Below are 19,473 nucleotides of genomic sequence, written 5' to 3'. Positions count from 1 at the left end.
ATATGCTTGTTGAACGATCGTACAACAAGCATATTCGCACCTCGGTCCCTGCGCAATGGGCAGGGAGGCAAACAACAAAAAATCCATCCCGGCTTTCACAGGGATGGATCGGAGATCAAGGGAGAGTGCGGACCGGGCCCCCTTGGGCGCCCGGTCAAAAACAGACGTCAGATGACGAAATACCAGTTGGCGAGCAGCATCACCACCACGCCGGCGACCAGCGTCAGGTAGGGCAGCATCCCCGCCTTCTTGACCGCCAGATCGGACGAGCTCATGCCGAGGTCGGCCAGCATATGGTCGGGGAACTTGCCACCGTCCTGGATGTAGTGGCGATAGCAGAACACCGGGATGATCAGAGCGGCCGTGATCAGTCCGGCCCACAGTGCCATCGGGTTCCATACCTTGGCGCCGGCGCCCATGAAGATCGCGTTGACATAGGCGAAGATGGCGCCGACGCCGAGCAGCCAGCTCGGCGCCTTCCATGGCCGCGCGATGTGGCCGTTGTCGATGCGGTGGATCCAGCCGGCGTTGAGGTTGAGGAAGTTGAAGATGATGTAGCCGCAGTTCGACACGGCGAGGATGAAGAAGAAGCTCGTCGCGTCGGCCGAGGCGATGGCCAGCACGATCAGGTTGAAGACGAGGTCGGTCCACATGGCACGGGTCGGCGCGCCATGCTCGTTGACATGGCTGAGATAGCGCGGCAACCAGCCGTCCACCGAGCCCTGGTATAGCGTGCGCGAAGACCCTGCCATCGCCGTCATGATGCACAGCACCAGCGCCAGGATCATCAGCATCACCAGCAGGCTGTGGATCAGCGCGCCGCCACCGACCATGCCGGCCAGCGCGTCGGCGACACCGGAGCCGTCGACGATCGGCGTCGCCAGCATGCCGTTCAGGCCGAGCACGCCCTGGAAGGTGAACGGCACCAGGATGAACAGCAGCATGCAGAGCAGGCCGGAATAGAAGATCGCCTTGAACGTGTCGGTGCCCGGGTTCTTGAACTCCGAGGTGTAGCAGACGGCGGTCTCAAAACCGTAGGTCGACCATGCGGCGATGAACATGCCGCCGAGGACGAGTGTCCAGCCGGCAATGTTCCACGAGCCGGGCTCGGGCGCGTAGGCAGCGGCCAGCGGCACCAGCGGCGAAAAATTCGCCCAGTTGATCTGGCCGGTGACGATCGGTACGACGCCGACGATCAGCATCGGGATGATGACCAGCAGGCCGATATATTTCTGCACATTGGCGGTGCCCAGGATGCCGCGATGCTGGATCGAGAAGATGATCAGCATCAGCACCGCGCCGATGAAGAAGGTCGCATTGAGCGTGAAGGAGACCGGACCCAGCGTATGGCTGAACAGCGTCCAGGTGCGGATCGCCGGTGTCGCGGCCGCGGTCACCGCCGTGATCGCATCGGCGGCGCTCGTTCCGGCATGGGCCGCGATATAGGCAACGACATCGGGCGAGGCTTCGGTGAACAGCGGCACCGGCGCCAGCGCGTTGAGGATATAGGCGGCGGCGATCGAGCAGCCGAGCGACAGCACCGGCGACCAGGCGAACCAGTTGCACCATACCGAGAGAGGCGCGATGAACTTGGAATAGCGCAGCCAGGCGGTAGCACCATAGATCGAGGCGCCGCCCGACTTGTTCGGGAACAGGCCGGCGATCTCGGCATAGGTGAAGGATTGCAGGAAGCCCATGATCATGGAGGCGATCCAGATCGCGAAGGCCAGCGTGCCGGTGGTGCCGGCAATGCCGCCGATCGAAAACAGGACGAGGGCAGGAACGCCGCTCGCTACCCAGAAGGCGCCGCGCCAGTCGATGTTCCGGTGCAGCTTGCTCTCCGCAGGCTGCTCCAAGGCAGTCGCTATCGTGCTCATGTGTTTGGCTTCCCCATTTTGATGTTCCCCGTTCGTGACGGCCGCGACTTCGCGAGGCTTCATCATCGACGCAATGCGTTGAGCGGCTGCCGGCGTTTCCACTCAGTCGCATTTTTTTCTTAACAGTGAAGATTGATCCGACGCGCTTTCACGTCAAGCGATTTGTGAAGTCGTGCACATCACGGTTGCGAGCGCGCGGGCTCAGGCGCCCGGCGACATCACCGACAGGTGGTTCGTCAGCCCAAAAAAGCGGCGGTGGTCAGGAGCGCGGTCTGGTCTTCTGCGGATCGTAATGGGCGAAGGCGACGACTCGCGCCGGCAGCCGCTTGGCATGGCCGTCGAGCTTGCCGATCTCGACCTCGGTGCCAACGGCGGCGTGGGTGACGTCGAGCCTGGCCAGCGCGATGGTCTTGTTCAGCACCGGCGAGCGCATGCCTGATGTGACCACGCCGATCTGGGCACGGCCGACATGCACGCAATCGCCATGGCCGACAGCGACATTGGCGTCGATGTCGAGGCCGACCAGTTTGGTTTGCGCGTTTTCCTTGCGCCGGATCAGCGCCTCGCGGCCGATGAAGTCGTCGGTCTTGGTCTTCAACGGCACGGTAAAGCCGATGCCGGCCTCGAACGGATCGGTCTGGTCCGAGAATTCGTAGCCGGCGAAGATCAGCCCGGCCTCGATGCGCACCATGTCGAGCGCCTGCAGCCCCATCGGCTTCAGCCCATGCGGCTGGCCGGTCTCCCAGATGGCGTCGAAGACTTTCTCGGCGTCGCGCGGATGGCACCAGATCTCGTAGCCAAGCTCGCCGGTATAGCCGGTGCGCGAGACGACGACCGGGATGCCGTTGCCGCCGCCGATGCGGGCGACGGCGAAACGGAACCATTCAAGCTCCTCGATCGACGGCTGCAGCGGCGAGGTCCATATGACCTCCTTCAAAATATCGCGGCTCTTCGGGCCTTGCACGGCGACATTGTGCATCTGGTCGGTGGAGGAGCGCACCAGCACGTTGAGGCCAAGCTTCTTGGCGGTCTCGCGCAGCCATTCGCCGGACAGATCGTCGCCGCCGACCCAGCGGAAATTGTCCTGGCCAAGCCGCAGCAGCGTGCCGTCATCGATCATGCCGCCATGCTCGTAGCACATGGCGGAATAGACGACCTGGCCGACGCCGAGCTTCTTGACGTCACGGGTCAGCGTGTATTGCAGCAATGCTTCGGAATCCGGGCCGGTGACCTCGAACTTGCGCAGCGGCGACAGGTCCATGATCACGGCGTCCTGCCGGCAGGCCCAGTATTCGGCGATGGGACCTTCCTTGGCGAAGGAATTGGCCAGCCAATAGCCCCGGTATTCGACAAAGTTGCGGGTGTGCTTGGCAAAGCTCGAATGAAATGAAGTCTCGCGGGTCATTTTCGGTTCCGAATCAGGCGTCATGCGTCTGGCGATCGCTCGCGAGAATTTGTGCTGGCCGGAATAGGTCCGCACATGGATGTCGGTCAGGTTCCAGCCATTGGCCGGCGTCGTATCGTCGGGGCAGGCTGAGGACACGCAGACGATGTCGGTCAGCGCCCGCAGCAGCACATAGTCGCCCGGCCGCGACCATGGCTCGTCGGACACCATGACGCCATGCGCGTCGATCGCCGTGTTGAAGAAGAAGTTGATCGCCATCCAGCCGGCACGCGGCGTGACGCCCTTATCCGACAGCGCGCGATTAAAATTCTCCGAGCAGTTGGTGTGGCCGGGATAGCCGATGTCGTCGTAGTACTTCGCAGCGCAAGCGAGCGCGAAGGCGTCATGCCGGCCGCATGTGTCCTGTACCACCTCGACCAGTGGCTCCATGTCCTGGTCGTAGTATTTCGAATGCAGGCCGGGCATCGGATAGCTCGCACCCATCAACGTGCGGGTCGTCGTCACGTCGAGCGGATGGTCGCGGCCCTTGTCCAGCTTGCGCGCCGAAAAGCACTGGAAGTCGGTGCATTGGCGCCCGTCGACATCGATGATCTGCAGATGGTCGCCGGCCTTGACGAAATAGGATTCCGCCGTCGCCGAGTGGACGCGCAGGTCAAGCACCGGGTCGGCGAGCGGATCGGCCAATTGCGACTTCGCCGCCGGACGGATCGTGGCGCGCCGGACGATGACGCTGAGCGGCGTCACCGTGTCGTGGCCATCGACCAGCATCGGCCCGCCGGGAGCGGCGATGACCATCGCGCCGTCGCGCACGACGGTGAAAGCCTGCTCTGTGCCGGCCGGCGTGGTGCCGCCAAATGCGCGCACGGCTTTCGCCTGATCAAGCTGCACCTGCCGCCGCGCGAGCCCGCGCCGAAGTGTTGCGAGACTGTCGTCGCCCTCGGCGAGCAGCGCCTTGATGCCGGCGGCATTGCTGTTCGATGTCTCGCCGAAAATGCCGGGGTCGGTCACGCCAGCCTTGTCCCACGCCAGCAACTCGCATGCCTGGCCGCCTTCGACATTGCGCACGGTGATCGTATCGCCAGCCTCGACTTCGATGAGGACGGCGCCATTGCCCTGGATGGTATAACGCTCCATTCCGGGCGGCAGCGCGATCTGACCGGGCCGTAGGATGAGGCTCGGCCGCGGCGGTCCGGCAGCGATTGCAGGGTAGGGCGACTGGCTCATCTCAGCCTTGCGTTTCGAGACATCGGTTCGAGAAACAAGTTTGCCTGTACGTGAAATTATTTTAGCAGCAAGAATAGGCAGCAAGGTCGGATTTGGCAAGGCGAAGGTGGCGTGCGGTTCCACCTTCTCCCCCTGTGGGAGAAGGTGGATTGGCGCGTAGCGCCAAGACGGTTGAGGGGTGTTGGACGGAGTGCCGTCGGTGCCAAGCTGGAGCACCCCTCATCCGACCTTGCTTCGCAAGGCCACCTTCTCCCACAGGGGGAGAAGGGAAGGCTTCGCGAAAGCTACGCCAACTCCTCCGAATGCGCGATCGTCACACCATACTCAGCCGCCGCATCAAGCATCGTGTGCCACAGGCTTTCGGCGAAGGTCGCAAACACCAGCAGGTTGAACACGGCCTGCCCATCCGGCCGATCGCCGCCGCGCCAGAGCGTGACGCTGGTGTGATCCATCGAGGTTGCGGCAGCCGCGCCAACCGGGAATGCCGCCGGATGCAGGTCGATCGACGACAGCTTGGCCAGCAGGGTGCGGGCCTTGGCTCCGGAAATGCTGATCAGGGCGCGCGCGTGCGACTGGTCCGACAGCGAGGCTGGGCCGGACAATGCCGGCGCCAGCGTGCCCATCGTATACTTGCCGCCCTTCGACAGGACGAAGAACTGATCCGGTCCGGACCAGATCAGCATCGCGTCCGAGGTCTGGACCGCCTTGGGCGCATTCGGAGCCGCCACGCCGAAACGGCCTTTGGCGGCATTGGCCAGTTCGGCCGCTTTGCCGCGCCTCGTCATCACCTGGATCAGGTCGAAATTGCGGACTTCCGTCAGCGAAACGCCGGCCTCGACGCCGCGCGCACCATGCGCGCCGGTGACAAGTGCATGGTCCAGCGGGCTGCGGGGAGACCAGGAAAACTCAGCCACGCTGGCGCCCTCCATCCGGATCGTAGAAGACGGGATTGCACAGCTCGACGTCATAGTCCTCGCCGCGTAGCGGATCATGCGCATGGACGATCTCGCCGATGCGTTCGCGGCCGCGTTCGACCAAGCCAAGCCCGATCCACTGGTCTGATGTCGGCGAGAAGCAGACCGAGGTGACATAGCCCTGGTCGTTGCCCGGTCCAGGTGTCTGCCCTTTCGGGATGATGTGCGCACCGGAGCGTAGCCTGCGCGCCTTGTCCGTCGGCTTGACGCCGACCACGACCTGCCGATCCGGCGCGACCAGCGCCTCGCGCCCGGCCATGACGCGGCCGATGAAATCCTTCTTGGTCGACATCATCTTGCCGAGACCAAGATCGGCGGCCGTCGTCGTGCCGCTCAGTTCCGGTCCGGCGACATGGCCCTTTTCGACGCGCATGACGCCGAGCGCCTCGGTGCCATAAGGCGTTACACCAAAGGGCTTGCCGGCCAGCATCAGATTGCGTGCCATGGCATCGCCGAAGCGCGTCGGCACCGAAATCTCGAACGCCATCTCGCCGGAGAACGAGATGCGGAACAGCCGCGCCTTGATGCCGCCGCGCAGCGCCACTTCGCGTGCGCCCATGAACGGAAAGCCTTCGTTGGACAGGTCCTCTGCCGGATCGACAATTTCCCTCAACAGGTCTCGCGTCTTCGGCCCGGCGATCGAGAACTGCGCCCACTGGTCTGAGACCGAGGTCAGCTGCACGTCGAGTTCGGGAAACAGCACCTGCCGGCAGAATTCGAGATGCTGCATCACCAGCCCGGCCTTGGCGGTGGTGGTGGTCAGGAAATAGTGATCTTCAGCCAGCCGCGACGTCGTGCCGTCGTCATAGACGATGCCGTCCTCGCGCAGCATCAGCCCGTAGCGCGCCTTGCCGACGGCGAGGTTGGAGAAGGTGTTGATGTAGACGCGGTCGAGGAAGGCGCCGGCATCCGGGCCATGCACATCGATCTTGCCGAGCGTCGAGACATCGCAGAAGCCGACGCCGCCGCGCACCGCCTTGACCTCGCGGGTCACCGATTCCAGCCAGTCCTTCTCGCCAGTCCGCGGATACCATTGCGCCCGCTTCCACAGGCCGGTGTCGACGAAAACAGCACCCTGTTCGGCGGCCCAGTGATGCGACGGCGTCAGCCGCGTCGCATGGAACGTCTCGTCGCGGTGATGGCCGGCGAAGGCGCCGATGGCGACCGGCACATAGGGCGGGCGGTAGATCGTCGTGCCGGTCTCGGGAATGGACCGGCCGCTGACAGCCGCCATGATGGCGAGGCCGGCGACATTGGAGGTCTTGCCCTGGTCGGTGGCCATGCCGAGCGTCGTGTAGCGCTTCAGATGCTCGACCGATTCAAAGCCTTCGCGCTGCGCCAGTTCGATGTCGGAGGCGGTGACATCGTGCTGGTAGTCGACAAAGGCCTTGCCCTTGCCGGCGACATGCCAGAGCGGTGTGAGCGAGAACGCCTCGTCGTCGGCGACAGGAGCCGTGCCGGCCTTGCCGCTGTGTCCGGCGTCATGCGCGGCTGCGCTACCCGCGGCAAACCCTTCTGCCAGACAGGCGCCGAGCCCGAAGGCGCCGTTGGCGGCACCGGCGGCCACCATTCCAGGAGGCGCGCCATCCGGCACGAAGGCGGCGATGTCGTCGCTCCATTTCGGCCGGCCGCGATGATAGGAGGTCAGCCCGACAGCCGGGTTCCATCCGCCGGAGACGGCAAGCCCGTCGGCTTCGACCTCGGCGCGCGCGCCACCGGTGAGTGACACAGCGATTTTCCTGACACCATCCTTGCCGCCATCGACGCCGCTGACGGAGCCGTGCAGCACCGGAAAGCCACCCTTGGAGGCGAGGGAACGGTGGGCGGGCGATACGTCAGGCCGAGCGTCGATGACCGCTGCGATCTGCAGTCCAGAGCCGAGTGCGGTCTCGACCGTGCGCCAGCCATCCTCATTGTTGGTGAACAGCGCGATGCGTTTCGCCGGCGTTGCCGCATAGCGCGCGACATAGGTCCGCATTGCGGAAGCCATCATCACGCCGGGGGTGTCGTTGCCGACAAAGACGATCGGCCGTTCGATCGCGCCGGCGGCGACGACGCAGCGCCTGGCCACGATCCGCCACAGCCGCTGGCGCACCTGATGCTCGGGCGGCGAGGGCAAGTGGTCGTTGACCCGCTCCAGTGCGCCATAGGTGCCGCCGTCATAGACGCCGAACAGCGTCATGCGGGTCATGATGCGGACGTCTGGCAGCGCCGCCAGTTCAGCTAGCGTCCGCGACAGCCATTCGGCTGCCGGCAGGCCATCGATCGTGCCGCCGTCCGCAAGCAGGCGGCCGCCCAGCGAAAAATCCTCCTCGCACAGGATGACACGGGCACCTGAGCGTCCGGCAGCCAATGCCGCAGCCAGTCCGGCCGGGCCAGAGCCGCCGATCAGCACATCGCAATGCGCCCACGCCTTGTCGTAATGATCAGGATCGGCAACGCCTGCCGCGCGGCCAAGTCCGGCGGCGCGGCGGATCGCCGGTTCGTAGATCGCTTCCCAGAATTTCGCCGGCCACATGAAGGTCTTGTAGTAGAAGCCGGCGACGAAGATCGGCGCGAACAGCTGGTTGACCGACATCACATCGTGGCGCAGCGATGGCCAGCGGTTCTGGCTGGCGGCCTCGAGCCCCTCATAGAGCTCGGCCGTCGTCGCCTTGGTGTTCGGTTCGCGCCGCGCGCCTGTGCGCAATTCGACCAGCGCGTTGGGCTCTTCCGATCCAGCGGTCAGGATGCCGCGCGGGCGATGGTATTTGAACGAGCGGCCGACCAGCTTGACGCCATTGGCGATCAGCGCCGAGGCCAGCGTGTCGCCCTGGAAGCCGGAAAAAGTCTTGCCGTCGAAGCGAAAATTCAGCGGCGCCGAGCGGTCGATCAGGCCGCCACTTGGGAGGCGATGGGATTGACTGGAACTCACGATTGCCGACCTTCCGTGAGTTCGATGAAATGCGAGAGGGTTGCGCTGCCCCTCATCGCCCTGTCGGGCACTTCTCCCCGCATAGTGACGGGGAGAAGGACGCCGTCACCGAAGATTTCGCCAATCATCGACGTTGCAGAAAGGGCGCCGAGGTTGCGGCCAGCGCCCCTCTCCCCGTCACTATACGGGGTGAGGATGCCGGCAGGCAGGTGAGGGGCGGCACTGACCTGAGCAGAAAAATTCATTTCGCGACCTGCCTAGCCCCAGCGCCGGCCGCCGGCTCAACCGAAGAAATCTCGTGCGTCAGCGTGTTGCGGCCGACCTTCAGCCAGGCCCGGCAGCCGCCACCATGGTACCAGTGTTCGCTGGTCTCGCCGGCGACATTGTCGCGCAGATAGACATAGTCGAAGACCTCGTCCTCCGAAGCGCCGGCCGCCGGCCGCACGGGCTTGGCGTCGCCCAGATAGGTGAACTCGCCGAGTTCGCGTTCGCCGCAGAAGGGACAGACAATGCGCATGGTTTCCTGTCCGTCCTCAGTGCAGGTTCGGTTGGGCGCCCTGGCCCTTTTCGTCGATCATCGCACCAGTCCGGAAGCGGTCGAGGCGGAACCGCGCGGCTTCTTCGTGCGGCGTGTCGCGGGCCAGCAGATGGGCAAAGACAAAGCCCGATCCCGGCGTCGCCTTGAAGCCGCCATAGCACCAGCCGGCGTTGAGGTAGAGCCCGTCGACCGGCGTCTTGTCGATGATCGGCGAGCCGTCCATCGACATGTCCATGATGCCGCCCCACTGGCGCAACAGGCGCACACGGCCGATCATCGGCATCAGCGCCATGCCGCCCTCGCAGACATCCTCCATGACAGGCATGTTGCCGCGCTGGGCGTAGGAATTGTAGCCGTCGATGTCACCACCGAAGACCAGCCCGCCCTTGTCGGACTGGCTGACATAGAAATGGCCGGCACCAAAGGTCATGACACCAGGGATCAGCGGCTTAATCGCCTCGGAGACGAAGGCCTGCAGCACATGGCTCTCGATCGGCAGGCGCAGGCCGGCCATCGCCGCGACGCGCGAGGAACTGCCGGCCACCGCCATGCCGACCTTGCCGGCGCCGATCTTGCCGCGCGAGGTCTCGACGCCGGTCACCTTGCCGTTGGCATCGCGCACAAAGCCCGTCACTTCGCAGTTCTGGATGATGTCGACGCCGAGCGCGCTCGCCGCATGGGCGTAGCCCCAGACCACGGCATCATGCCGGGCCGTACCGCCACGCCGCTGCAAGAGCCCGCCTTGCACGGGAAAGCGCGCATTGTCGAAGTTCAGGAACGGGATCATCTTCTTGACCGCGGCGAGGTCGAGCAGTTCGGCATCGATACCATTGATGCGCATGGTGTTGCCGCGCCGCGCATAGGCGTCGCGCTGTGCGTCGGAGTGGTAGAGGTTGATGACGCCGCGCTGGCTGACCATCGTGTTGTAGTTGAGGTCCTGCTCCATCCGCTCCCAAAGCTTCATCGACAATTCGTAGAAGCCGGTGTTGCCGGGCAGACCGTAATTGGAGCGGATGATGGTGGTGTTGCGGCCGGCATTGCCGGAGCCGATCCAGCCCTTTTCCAGCACGGCGACATTCTTGATGCCGTACTCGCTGGCGAGGAACCACGCGGTGGCCAGGCCATGGCCGCCACCGCCGATGATGACCACGTCGTAGCGGTCCTTCGGCGTGGCGTCGCGCCAGGTGCGCTGCCAGTTCTTGTGGCCGGACAGGGCGGCGCGGGCGAGCGAGAAGATCGAGTATTTCATCAGTTCATTCCGAGGTCGCCCGCACCGCTTGGGACCTTTCTTAAAGCATCGGATTTGCCCGAAAACCGTTTCACACTTTTCGGTCCAATGCTCCTAGATATCCAGCGTGTGGTCGCGCTCCCATTGCGTGAAGTGCGAAGCATAGGAATTCCATTCCTGGTGCTTCAGCTTTAGGTAGGCCGACGAGAATTCCTCACCCAGCGCCGCCTTCAGCGATTTGTCCTTGTCGAACTCGCGCAACGCGTCGAGCAGGTTGAGCGGCAGCTTCGGCGCGCCCTTCACCGTATGGCCGTTCTGGTACATGTCGATGTCGTAGCGCTTGCCGGGATCGGCCTTCGAGCGGATGCCGTCGAGGCCGGCGGCGATGATGACCGCCTGCAAGAGGTAAGGGTTGGCCGCGCCGTCGGGCAGGCGCAGTTCGAAGCGGCCGGGGCCGGGCACGCGCACCATGTGGGTGCGGTTGTTGCCGGTCCAGGTCACCGTGTTCGGCGCCCAGGTGGCGCCCGAAATGGTGCGCGGCGCGTTGATGCGCTTGTAGGAATTGACCGTCGGGTTGGTGATCGCGGCAAGCGCGGAGGCATGCTTCATGATGCCGCCGAGAAAATTCTTGCCCTTGGCCGACAGGCCAAGTTCCATCGAATTGTCGGCGAAGACGTTGGTCTTGCCGGCCTTGTCCCACACCGAGATATGAGCATGACAGCCATTGCCGGTCAGGCCCTGGAAGGGTTTCGGCATGAAAGTCGCGCGCAGACCATGCTTTTCCGCGATCGACTTGACCATGAACTTGAAGAAGGAATGCTTGTCGGCGGTCGCCAGTGCATCGTCGAAGGCCCAGTTCATCTCGAACTGGCCGTTGGCATCCTCGTGGTCGTTCTGGTAGGCCCCCCAACCGAGCGCCAGCATGTGGTCGCAGATCTCGGCGATGACATCGTAGCGGCGCATCACCGCTTGCTGGTCGTAGCAAGGCTTCGACGCCGTGTCGTATTCGTCGGAAATCGTCTTGCCGTCCGGCGAGATCAGGAAAAATTCGGCCTCGACGCCGGTCTTGACATGCATGCCGTCGCTGGCCGCTTCGGCGATCAGCCGCTTCAGCGTGTTGCGCGGCGCCTGGCCGACCTCCTTGTCGTCCATGATGCAGTTGGCGGCGACCCAGGCGACTTCCGGCTTCCATGGCAGCTGGATCACCGAATCCGGGTCCGGCACCGCCAGCATGTCGGGATGTGCCGGTGTGAGATCAAGCCAGGTGGCGAACCCGGCAAAGCCGGCGCCGTCCTTCTGCATGTCGGCGATGGCCTGCGCCGGCACCAGCTTGGCACGCTGGCCACCGAACAGGTCGGTGTAGGAAATCATGAAATATTTGACGTTTTTCGCCCTTGCGAATTCTGCAAGATCTGCTGTCACGGAAGTTCCCCATTTTTTTGTCGATTGTGGTGGGCTTCGGCCCTTCTTGATCAGAAGCCGTTCTTCCCCGGTATCCAGTTGGTGCCGGCCAGCGGCACGCCGGCCATGGCGGCTGCCTCGATCGTCAGCGCGACGAGATCCTCGGGTTCGAGATTGTGCAGGCTGTTCTTGCCGCACGCGCGCGCAATGGTCTGTGCCTCGAGCGTCATCACCTTGAGGTAGTTCGCCAGCCGGCGTCCGGCGGCGACCGGGTCGACCCGCTTCATCAGTTCCGGATCCTGCGTCGTGATGCCGGCCGGGTCGCGGCCCTCGTGCCAGTCGTCATAGGCGCCGGCCGTGGTGCCGAGCTCGTTATACTCAGCTTCCCAACGCGGATCATTGTCGCCCAGCGCGACAAGGGCAGCCGTGCCGATCGAGACCGCATCGACGCCCAGCGCCAGCGCCTTGGCGACGTCGGCGCCGTTGCGGATGCCGCCGGAGACGATCAGCTGCACCTTGCGGTGCATGCCGAGATCCTGCAGCGCCTGCACCGCCGGCCTGATGCAGGCGAGCGTCGGCTGGCCGACATTTTCGATGAACACTTCCTGCGTCGCGGCGGTGCCGCCCTGCATGCCGTCGACGACGACGACATCGGCGCCGGCCTTCACGGCGAGGGCCGTGTCATAGTAGGGCCGGGCGCCGCCGACCTTGACGTAGATCGGCTTTTCCCAGTCGGTGATTTCGCGCAGTTCGAGGATCTTGATCTCGAGATCGTCGGGCCCGGTCCAGTCGGGGTGACGCGAGGCCGAGCGCTGGTCGATGCCTTTCGGCAGCGTGCGCATTTCGGCGACGCGGTCGGAGATCTTCTGGCCAAGCAGCATGCCGCCGCCACCGGGCTTGGCGCCCTGGCCGACGACGACCTCGATAGCATCGGCGCGGCGCAGGTCGCGCAGGTTCATGCCGTAGCGCGACGGCAGGTACTGATAGACCAACGTCTTCGAATGGCCGCGCTCTTCCTCGGTCATGCCACCATCGCCCGTCGTGGTCGAGGTGCCCGACAGGGTCGCGCCGCGCCCGAGCGCTTCCTTGGCCGGGCCGGACAGCGAGCCGAAGCTCATGCCGGCGATGGTGATCGGGATCTTCAGTTCGATCGGCTTCTTGGCATGGCGAGAACCCAGCACGACGCTGGTGTCGCAGCGCTCGCGATAGCCTTCGAGAGGATAGCGCGAGATCGAGGCGCCGAGGAACAGCAGGTCATCGAAATGCGGCAGCTTCCGCTTGGCGCCGGCGCCACGGATGTCGTAGATGCCGGTCGCCGCGGCGCGGCGGATTTCAGAAAGCGTGTAGTCGTCGAAGGTCGCGGATTTGCGCGGCGTCGTTGGCGGGTTCCTGTAGGTCATGCTGCCTCAATACGCGTCGGCGTTGTCGATATTGAAATTGTAGAGCGTGCGCGCCGAGCCGTAACGCTTGAAGTCCGTCGGCTTGACGCCGGTGACGCCGGCGCGATCGAGCAGGCCTTGCAGCAATTCCAGATGTTCGGCCCGCATCTCCTTGGCGATGCAGTCGGCACCTAAGCTGTCGACCTTGCCGCGCACGAACAGCCGCGCCTCGTAGATGGAATCGCCCAGCGCATCGCCGGCATCGCCCAGCACCACCAGATTGCCGGACTGCGCCATGAAGGCCGACATGTGGCCGATATTGCCGTGCACGACGATGTCGATGCCCTTCATCGAAATGCCGCAGCGTGACGAGGCATTGCCTTCGATGACCAGCAGGCCGCCCTTGCCGGTGGCGCCGGCATACTGGCTGGCATCGCCTTTGACGGTGATCGAACCCGACATCATGTTCTCGCCGACGCCGGGCCCGGCCGAGCCATGCACGGTAATGGCGCTGCCGGAATTCATGCCGCCGCAGTAATAGCCGACGCTGCCGCGCACATCGATGGTGATCGGCTGATCGACGCCGACGGCGACCGAATGATTGCCTTTCGGGTTCAGCACTTCCCACGCCGTCTCGTTCGAGCCGGGCGTCAGATTGTGCAGCGCCTGGTTGAGTTCGCGCAGCGACATCTGGTCGAGGTCGAAGACCCGAGAGGCATGGTCGTGCGCCGCCGTTTTTGAAAGCTTGGTAGCCGGCATGAACTCAATGCTCCCAGAAATAGACGGTTGCGGGCTCGGGTTCCCAGACCCTCGCATTGTCTATGCCGGGCAGTTTGGTCAGCGCGCGATACTCCGAGCCGAAGGCGACATACTGGTCCGTCTCGGCCATCACGGCGGGCTTGCAGGCGATCGGATCGCGCACCACGCCAAAACCGTTTTTGGTGCCGACGACGAAGGTGAAGAAGCCGTCGAGATCGGAGAGCGTGCCTTCCAGCGCTTCGCCCAGATTCTTGCCATGCGCCATCTGCGAGGAGAGATAGGCGGCCGCGACCTCGGTATCGTTCTCGGTCTCGAAGGTCATGCCTTCGCGGATCAGTTCGCGGCGGACATTGTTGTGGTTGGACAGCGAACCATTGTGCACCAGGCACTGATCGGCGCCGGTCGAGAACGGATGCGCGCCCATCGTCGTCACCGCCGATTCCGTCGCCATGCGGGTGTGGCCGATGCCGTGCGTGCCGGTCATGCCGCGAACGTCGAAGCGGTCGACCACCGCCTCCGGCAGGCCGACCTCCTTGTAGATTTCGACAACGTCGCCTGCACCCATGATGCGGATGTCGGGGCGCAGCGTCTGGATCGCCTCGCGCGCTTCGTCGATCTTGGCGGGCGTGGTCCTGACGACCGCATGGGTCGATTTCACCGCGATCGTCACCGGCGTGCCGATGGCCTTGGCGAGTTCAGCCTCGAGGCCGCGGAAATCGCGTTCCGGCTTGGCCGACTGGATGGTGATCTTGGCCTCATTCCTGGAAGGCGCGCCATAGATGGCGATGCCGGCGCTGTCCGGACCCCGATCGCTGAGCGAGATCAGCATCTGCGACAGCATCGAGCCAAGCTGGGGTTCCAGCGACTTGTCCTTCAAAAACAGTCCGACAATTCCACACATGTCAGCCTCCCGGCGATGCAGCTCTGAGATGATGTATCGAATGAGTCCCTCGAATTCAATCACATGAAAAAAATTTTCCTCTAGTTACGTATGCGTCTCAATGCCGCTCTGCGCACTATCATTGTCTCGCCGGGCGTTGTGAACCCATTTGGCGGTTCGGATGCGGGCGATCTTGTAGGCGTCGAGGATCGACAGCGCATAGATCAGGAAGCCGCCGGCATGACGGCCGACGAAGCTGGCGTCTGCTGGTGAGATCTTGGCGGTGACCCATGCCAGGATCACCATGAAGAAAAGAAACTGCAGGCCGCGCACCGGCACGCCGAGAATGACGTGTCCGCTTGCCGGCAACACGATTGCGGCGCCGAGAACAAGATATGGGCTGGGAGGGGTGGGGGCAGTGGCGGAACTGGTCATGCGGCTTGCCGTTCGCTTTTGTTGATGGCGTCGCGAAGCCCTGACACGGATACCAGCAGCTTTTCGATCAGCGCTGGATCGAGTGTCGCATCACCAAATTCGGCTTGCCGGAAAACGCCGTAGCGTGCGCGCTCGGCCTCAGCCAGCAGCCAGACGATGCGCATGCCCTTGGGCGTGATCAGCAGTTCCTTGGCCCGCCCTTCGGAGAAGATCTCGATATGGCTGGCGATGATACCTTGGGGAAAACGCGCCCCCCTGCGGTCGGTTCGCAGCACTGCTTCGGCTGGAAATCCCGGAGCCTTCGGCAGCGTATGGTCGAGATGATCGAAATTGGAGAAGGTCGTCGGTGAGCCCGGTCGCATCATCATGTCGAAGGTGCCGGGCACCGACACGGGCTCGGTGATCGAGACGCTCAGCCAGCGCGCCGGGAGTTTTCGCGTTGCCAGCGTATCGACGATGGTGCGCAGCTGGACGCGCCGGCCGTTCCAGGAACCTTCCCAGGTGATGACACCGGCGGTGCCATCCGAAACATCAGCTGCGTCTGCAATGACGGTACGAATGCTGGCAAGGTCGATGGCGAGCGCCGCTGACGCCCTGTTGCGGCTGGCACGCGCCAGCCAGGCAAGGTGAAGGACGAGGGCCAGGACAATTGCCCCGGCAAGCAGTGCTGACGTCACCTCGGACATTTTGTCATGCCAGGCCCGTCCGGGATTCGGACGGGCCTACTCCCATCAATAACCCTGCGGCTTCGGCCACGGCATGGTGAACTGATCGCCGCGCCGCACGAATCTGTAGCGGTAGAAATGGAACCATAGCGAGATCAGGAAATAGAAGGCGACCATGGCGATCAGCTGCGAGCCGAAGCCGAGGAAGATGGCGAAGAAGGTCACCACGCACAGGCAGAACAGCACGATCGCCGGCAGCGGATGGAACGGATGCGTATAGCCGCGGCGGATCGAGCCGAGCGGCCATTTCTTCCTGAACATGACGATGTTGATGCTCATGAACGTGTATTGCAGCACACCCGACAGGATCGAGAAGGTGATCGCCTGGTTGAGGTCGGCGATGAAGGCGAAAGCCAGCGCGATCGGCAACAGGAACAGGATCGAGCGATAGGGCGTGCGATATTTCGGATGCACGGCCGAGAACCAGGTCGGCAGGTAGCGGTCGCGGCCGAGCGAGAACCAGGCGCGCGCCGCGTCGTTGATGCAGCCATTGGCCGAGGCCAGTGCGGCAAGCAGAGTGGCGATGAACAAGAGGTTCTCGAGCAGCGGGCTGCCGGTCAGCTTGCCGGCGTCCCACAGCGGGTAATAGGTGATGCCCAGATATTCCCACGGCATCATCGAGGCGCAGACATACCAGGTCATGGCGGCGGCGATCAAAAGCGTGATCATGCCGGCCATCGTGCCATAGGGCAGCGAGCGGGCCGGTGAGCGCACTTCCTCGGCCGCCTGCGTGGTGCCCTCGATGCCGAGATAATACCAGATGCCGAACTGGAAGGCGGCGATGACGCCGATCCAGCCATAGGGCAGGGCGTTGCCGGGCGTGACCAGTTCGTTGAGCTTCAGCACGGCGCCTTGCGTCCACGGGCTGACCGAGAAAAACAGGATGACGATCGAGATATAGGCGATTGCGGTGATGACGAAGTTGACGTTCAGCGTCATCAGCACGCCGCGATAGTTCAGCCACGCCAGCACCACGATGGTGGCGGCGATGAAGGAATTGTGGGTGAGCCCTTCGACCCCCGCCTTGGCGACGATGGTGTCGCCGAGCAGGATGGCGTCGGACACTTCGAGCATGGTGTAGGCAAAGACCAGGAACAGCGCGACGTTGAACGCCATCAGCGGCCCGACAATGTGCTTGGCCTGCGCATACTGGCCGCCGGCGGCGGCGACGGTCGATGTCACCTCGGAATCGATCATCGCGACCGAAGTGTAGAGCAGGCCGACGACCCAGCAGACGATCAGCGCGGCGAGTGCGCCGCCCTTGTCGGCGGCAAAATTCCAGCCGGTGAATTCGCCGACGAGCACGATGCCGACACCGAGCGCCCAGACATGGGCCGGGCCAAGCACGCGCAGCAGTGAAACCCTGTCCCCGTGGACTGCCGGTTCAAGCGTGATCGTCATTGTTCAATCCCCACTCAGATCCGGTGTTTTTCGGAAACGGCTTCCAATTCGCCTTCGCGCGACGAGGTCAGCACCTCTTCGGAGAAGGTCGTGTCGACCTTGAACCAGTCGTAGAGCATCCACAAAGCGAGCACGATCGAGATGCCCCACGACGCATAAGAGAGTGCCATCCACATGAAGGTGAGTCCTCGGGTTTACTTGTCGTCGAACTTTTCGTTGATGACGTCGCGATATTCGCGGTCGGAGGCGCGGAACAGGAAGACGAAATAACCGATCAGCACCGCGGCCATGATGATCAGCGTCGGCCAGTCGATGACATAGTGGAAGCGGTTCTGGATGATGTCGTGTGCGGTCTCGGGCGTGTAGCCGAGCTTTTCCCAGATCGAGGCCATGGTCGGGTTCTGGCCAAGCGCTTCCCAAGTCTTGGCGTCGAGCGCGTCGATGGATTTCGCCGCACCGGCGAGGCCCATCTTCAGCGGCAGCCACAGCGCCACGAAAATGGCGACCACGACGACGACGATATCGAAAATCTGCCCGGCCTTGCTTTGCTCCGGCGGTGTGTAGCGCGACATGTCTTCTACCCCTCAGGACTTGCGGTTGCGGAACGCGTCGGCGTTCTTGATGTCGAGCCCGTAGATGAAGTCCTTGTCTTCCTTGTAGTGATTGACCATCGCCAGGATCGCCGCGGTGTTGAAGATCAGCACGGCGGCGGCCGCGGCGGCGACGACCACCCTGATCCCCATGTTCGGGATGTGCGGCCACGTCATGAGGAGGACGAAGAGGATCGTCGCCCACAGGCAAACGATCAGGAGCGCGGATCCGCGCACGTCGGAAAGGTACAGCGCTTCGATGCGCCGCTGCATGTCTGACATCGGTTTTTTCCCCTTTTTCCGACGCCCGGTTCCGAATCCACCGTTCGCCGCCCTCTTTCAAGAGAGTGAAATTTTTTTCATAAATTCAGACCGAATTCCGCAATTGTCAAGGCGAATTTACGCGGCGTTAACCGTTTGTGTCGCGCAACGGATTTTGCCTGACAATGAAATTAATTGCTTATGGGTATTGCGGCGCCCGAATGTTTGCGGTCAATATTCGGCCAACGCTCCCGCCGCTGCGCAGGGGGCAGGGAACAGCAAAAGATTTTTCGAAACGGAGGACGAGCGGATGACGGCATCCTGGAGATTTTCGACCCTGGCGGATCGCCATCGCGCCCTCGGTTCGAACCTCGAAGACTGGAGCGGCATGGGGACCGCCTGGACCTACGACAAGGATGCCGACGAAGAGTACATCGCCATCCGCACCAAGGCCGGGTTGATGGATGTTTCCGGCCTCAAGAAGGTCCACATCACTGGACCGCACGCCTCGCATCTGATCGACCTGGCGACGACGCGTGACGTCGAGAAGATCTATCCCGGCAAGTCGGCCTATGCCTGCATGCTGAACGAGGCGGGAAAATTCACCGACGACTGCATCCTCTACCGCACCGGGCCGAATTCCTGGATGGTCGTGCATGGTTCCGGCACCGGCCATGAGGAGTTGCAGCGCGCTTCCGTCGGGCGCGATGTCTCATTGCGCTTCGACGACAATCTGCACGACCTGTCGCTGCAGGGACCAACCGCTGTCGACTATCTGGCCAAGCATGTGCCTGGCATCCGCGATCTCAACTATTTCCATCACATGCAGACGCAGCTGTTCGGCTTCCCGGTGATGATTTCGCGCACCGGCTACACCGGCGAGCGCGGCTACGAGATCTTCTGCCGTGGCCAGGATGCCGGCACGATCTGGGATCGGATCCTCGACGAGGGCAAGAGCGCCGGCATCATTCCGTGCCGCTTCACCACGCTCGACATGCTGCGCGTCGAAAGTTATCTGCTCTTCTACCCTTACGACAATTCGCAGAAATATCCGTTCGACAATGAAGGCCCCGGCGACACGCTGTGGGAGCTCGGCCTCGACTTCACCGTCAGTCCCGGCAAGACCGGCTTCCGCGGCGCCGAGGAGCATTACCGTCTCAAGGGCAAGGAACGTTTCAAGATTTTTGGCGTTCTGCTCGACGGCAAGGAGCCGGCCGACGAGGGCGCGCCGGTTTGTCGCGACGGCAAGAAGGTCGGCGTGGTGACCTGCGCCATGTATTCGCCGCTGGTCAAGAAATCGATGGGCATCGCCCGGCTCGACGTCGACTGCGCGGTCAAGGACACCAAGCTCGAGATCCGCAACAAGAGCGGTTCGATCAAGGCGACGGCGCAGCCGCTGCCCTTCGACGATCCCAAGAAGACCAAGCGCACGGCGAAAGGTTGAGGCATAGTCAACAGCGAGAGGTTCGAGGCACGAAGACT

17 protein-coding genes are annotated in these 19,473 nt (G+C 63.4%); 1 reads left to right on the top strand and 16 read right to left on the bottom strand.

Annotation, left to right across the window (positions count from 1 at the left end; genetic code table 11):
• Window positions 1–167: 167 nt before the first annotated feature.
• The 16 genes from ACFFNA_RS28805 to ACFFNA_RS28730 form a co-directional block, all read right to left on the bottom strand.
• Window positions 168–1,877 (bottom strand): trimethylamine N-oxide permease, encoded by a 1,710-nt coding sequence (locus tag ACFFNA_RS28805; protein WP_378923274.1) that lies wholly within the window; start codon window positions 1,875–1,877, stop codon window positions 168–170.
• Window positions 1,878–2,136: 259 nt separating this feature from the next.
• Complete coding sequence (locus ACFFNA_RS28800) at window positions 2,137–4,506, bottom strand: trimethylamine N-oxide demethylase (RefSeq protein ID WP_378923273.1); 2,370 nt, start codon at window positions 4,504–4,506, stop codon at window positions 2,137–2,139.
• A 284-nt stretch (window positions 4,507–4,790) separates the two neighbouring features.
• Window positions 4,791–5,420, bottom strand: coding sequence for a sarcosine oxidase subunit gamma (locus tag ACFFNA_RS28795; RefSeq protein WP_378923272.1), 630 nt, complete (start codon window positions 5,418–5,420; stop codon window positions 4,791–4,793).
• The gene (locus ACFFNA_RS28790) at window positions 5,413–8,394 is read right to left on the bottom strand and encodes a sarcosine oxidase subunit alpha (protein ID WP_378923271.1); all 2,982 of its coding nucleotides are present in this window, start codon (window positions 8,392–8,394) and stop codon (window positions 5,413–5,415) included. Before ACFFNA_RS28790 ends, ACFFNA_RS28795 begins: the two co-directional genes overlap by 8 nt.
• Window positions 8,395–8,635: 241 nt before the next feature.
• Complete coding sequence (locus tag ACFFNA_RS28785) at window positions 8,636–8,911, bottom strand: sarcosine oxidase subunit delta (RefSeq protein ID WP_378923270.1); 276 nt, start codon at window positions 8,909–8,911, stop codon at window positions 8,636–8,638.
• Window positions 8,912–8,927: 16 nt separating this feature from the next.
• On the bottom strand, window positions 8,928–10,181 hold the full coding sequence (locus ACFFNA_RS28780; RefSeq protein WP_378923269.1) for a sarcosine oxidase subunit beta family protein: 1,254 nt from the start codon (window positions 10,179–10,181) through the stop codon (window positions 8,928–8,930).
• 93 nt (window positions 10,182–10,274) lie between these two features.
• Window positions 10,275–11,582, bottom strand: coding sequence for a type III glutamate--ammonia ligase (gene glnT / locus ACFFNA_RS28775; protein ID WP_378923268.1), 1,308 nt, complete (start codon window positions 11,580–11,582; stop codon window positions 10,275–10,277).
• 50 nt (window positions 11,583–11,632) lie between these two features.
• Complete coding sequence (locus tag ACFFNA_RS28770) at window positions 11,633–12,961, bottom strand: FMN-binding glutamate synthase family protein (protein WP_111546931.1); 1,329 nt, start codon at window positions 12,959–12,961, stop codon at window positions 11,633–11,635.
• 6 nt (window positions 12,962–12,967) lie between these two features.
• The gene (locus ACFFNA_RS28765; RefSeq protein WP_378923267.1) at window positions 12,968–13,699 is read right to left on the bottom strand and encodes a GltB/FmdC/FwdC-like GXGXG domain-containing protein; all 732 of its coding nucleotides are present in this window, start codon (window positions 13,697–13,699) and stop codon (window positions 12,968–12,970) included.
• Window positions 13,700–13,703: 4 nt separating this feature from the next.
• Window positions 13,704–14,600, bottom strand: a complete 897-nt coding sequence (locus ACFFNA_RS28760) for a class II glutamine amidotransferase (protein WP_378923266.1) — start codon at window positions 14,598–14,600, stop codon at window positions 13,704–13,706.
• An 84-nt stretch (window positions 14,601–14,684) separates the two neighbouring features.
• Window positions 14,685–15,014 carry a hypothetical protein gene (locus tag ACFFNA_RS28755; RefSeq protein WP_378923265.1) on the bottom strand — a complete coding sequence of 110 codons (330 nt, stop codon included), beginning with the start codon at window positions 15,012–15,014 and terminating at the stop codon, window positions 14,685–14,687.
• A complete protein-coding gene (locus ACFFNA_RS28750; RefSeq protein ID WP_378923264.1) occupies window positions 15,011–15,700 on the bottom strand; it encodes a hypothetical protein in 690 nt (229 codons plus the stop codon). The genes ACFFNA_RS28755 and ACFFNA_RS28750 overlap by 4 nt, the downstream gene beginning before the upstream one ends.
• 45 nt (window positions 15,701–15,745) lie before the next feature.
• The gene (locus tag ACFFNA_RS28745) at window positions 15,746–17,140 is read right to left on the bottom strand and encodes an APC family permease (protein ID WP_378923263.1); all 1,395 of its coding nucleotides are present in this window, start codon (window positions 17,138–17,140) and stop codon (window positions 15,746–15,748) included.
• A 14-nt stretch (window positions 17,141–17,154) separates the two neighbouring features.
• The gene (locus ACFFNA_RS28740) at window positions 17,155–17,316 is read right to left on the bottom strand and encodes a hypothetical protein (RefSeq protein ID WP_111546926.1); all 162 of its coding nucleotides are present in this window, start codon (window positions 17,314–17,316) and stop codon (window positions 17,155–17,157) included.
• Between the two features lie 18 nt (window positions 17,317–17,334).
• A complete protein-coding gene (locus tag ACFFNA_RS28735; protein ID WP_111546925.1) occupies window positions 17,335–17,712 on the bottom strand; it encodes a hypothetical protein in 378 nt (125 codons plus the stop codon).
• Between the two features lie 12 nt (window positions 17,713–17,724).
• Entirely contained in the window at window positions 17,725–18,003 is a 279-nt protein-coding gene (locus tag ACFFNA_RS28730; protein ID WP_245446195.1) for a hypothetical protein, read from the bottom strand.
• A 298-nt stretch (window positions 18,004–18,301) separates the two neighbouring features.
• Between ACFFNA_RS28730 and ACFFNA_RS28725 the strand changes: the two genes are divergently transcribed.
• Window positions 18,302–19,435, top strand: a complete 1,134-nt coding sequence (locus ACFFNA_RS28725; RefSeq protein WP_378923262.1) for an aminomethyl transferase family protein — start codon at window positions 18,302–18,304, stop codon at window positions 19,433–19,435.
• Window positions 19,436–19,473 lie beyond the last annotated feature (38 nt).

This window comes from Mesorhizobium kowhaii, from assembly GCF_042431665.1.
Lineage (GTDB): Bacteria > Pseudomonadota > Alphaproteobacteria > Rhizobiales > Rhizobiaceae > Mesorhizobium > Mesorhizobium kowhaii.
Note: the sequence above shows the minus strand (reverse complement) of the source record. Positions and strands in the feature narration are given on the sequence as shown.

Bases quoted from the DNA above. Each gene is read 5' to 3' on its own strand.
- ACFFNA_RS28780 (WP_378923269.1), bottom strand. From the start codon at position 10,181: ATGAAATACTCGATCTTCTCGCTCGCCCGCGCCGCCCTGTCCGGCCAC.
- ACFFNA_RS28730 (WP_245446195.1), bottom strand. From the start codon at position 18,003: ATGCAGCGGCGCATCGAAGCGCTGTACCTTTCCGACGTGCGCGGATCC.
- ACFFNA_RS28725 (WP_378923262.1), top strand. From the start codon at position 18,302: ATGACGGCATCCTGGAGATTTTCGACCCTGGCGGATCGCCATCGCGCC.
- ACFFNA_RS28740 (WP_111546926.1), bottom strand. From the start codon at position 17,316: ATGTGGATGGCACTCTCTTATGCGTCGTGGGGCATCTCGATCGTGCTC.
- ACFFNA_RS28755 (WP_378923265.1), bottom strand. From the start codon at position 15,014: ATGACCAGTTCCGCCACTGCCCCCACCCCTCCCAGCCCATATCTTGTT.
- ACFFNA_RS28785 (WP_378923270.1), bottom strand. From the start codon at position 8,911: ATGCGCATTGTCTGTCCCTTCTGCGGCGAACGCGAACTCGGCGAGTTC.
- ACFFNA_RS28770 (WP_111546931.1), bottom strand. From the start codon at position 12,961: ATGACCTACAGGAACCCGCCAACGACGCCGCGCAAATCCGCGACCTTC.
- ACFFNA_RS28800 (WP_378923273.1), bottom strand. From the start codon at position 4,506: ATGAGCCAGTCGCCCTACCCTGCAATCGCTGCCGGACCGCCGCGGCCG.
- ACFFNA_RS28745 (WP_378923263.1), bottom strand. From the start codon at position 17,140: ATGACGATCACGCTTGAACCGGCAGTCCACGGGGACAGGGTTTCACTG.
- ACFFNA_RS28805 (WP_378923274.1), bottom strand. From the start codon at position 1,877: ATGAGCACGATAGCGACTGCCTTGGAGCAGCCTGCGGAGAGCAAGCTG.
- ACFFNA_RS28750 (WP_378923264.1), bottom strand. From the start codon at position 15,700: ATGTCCGAGGTGACGTCAGCACTGCTTGCCGGGGCAATTGTCCTGGCC.
- ACFFNA_RS28760 (WP_378923266.1), bottom strand. From the start codon at position 14,600: ATGTGTGGAATTGTCGGACTGTTTTTGAAGGACAAGTCGCTGGAACCC.
- ACFFNA_RS28765 (WP_378923267.1), bottom strand. From the start codon at position 13,699: ATGCCGGCTACCAAGCTTTCAAAAACGGCGGCGCACGACCATGCCTCT.
- ACFFNA_RS28735 (WP_111546925.1), bottom strand. From the start codon at position 17,712: ATGTCGCGCTACACACCGCCGGAGCAAAGCAAGGCCGGGCAGATTTTC.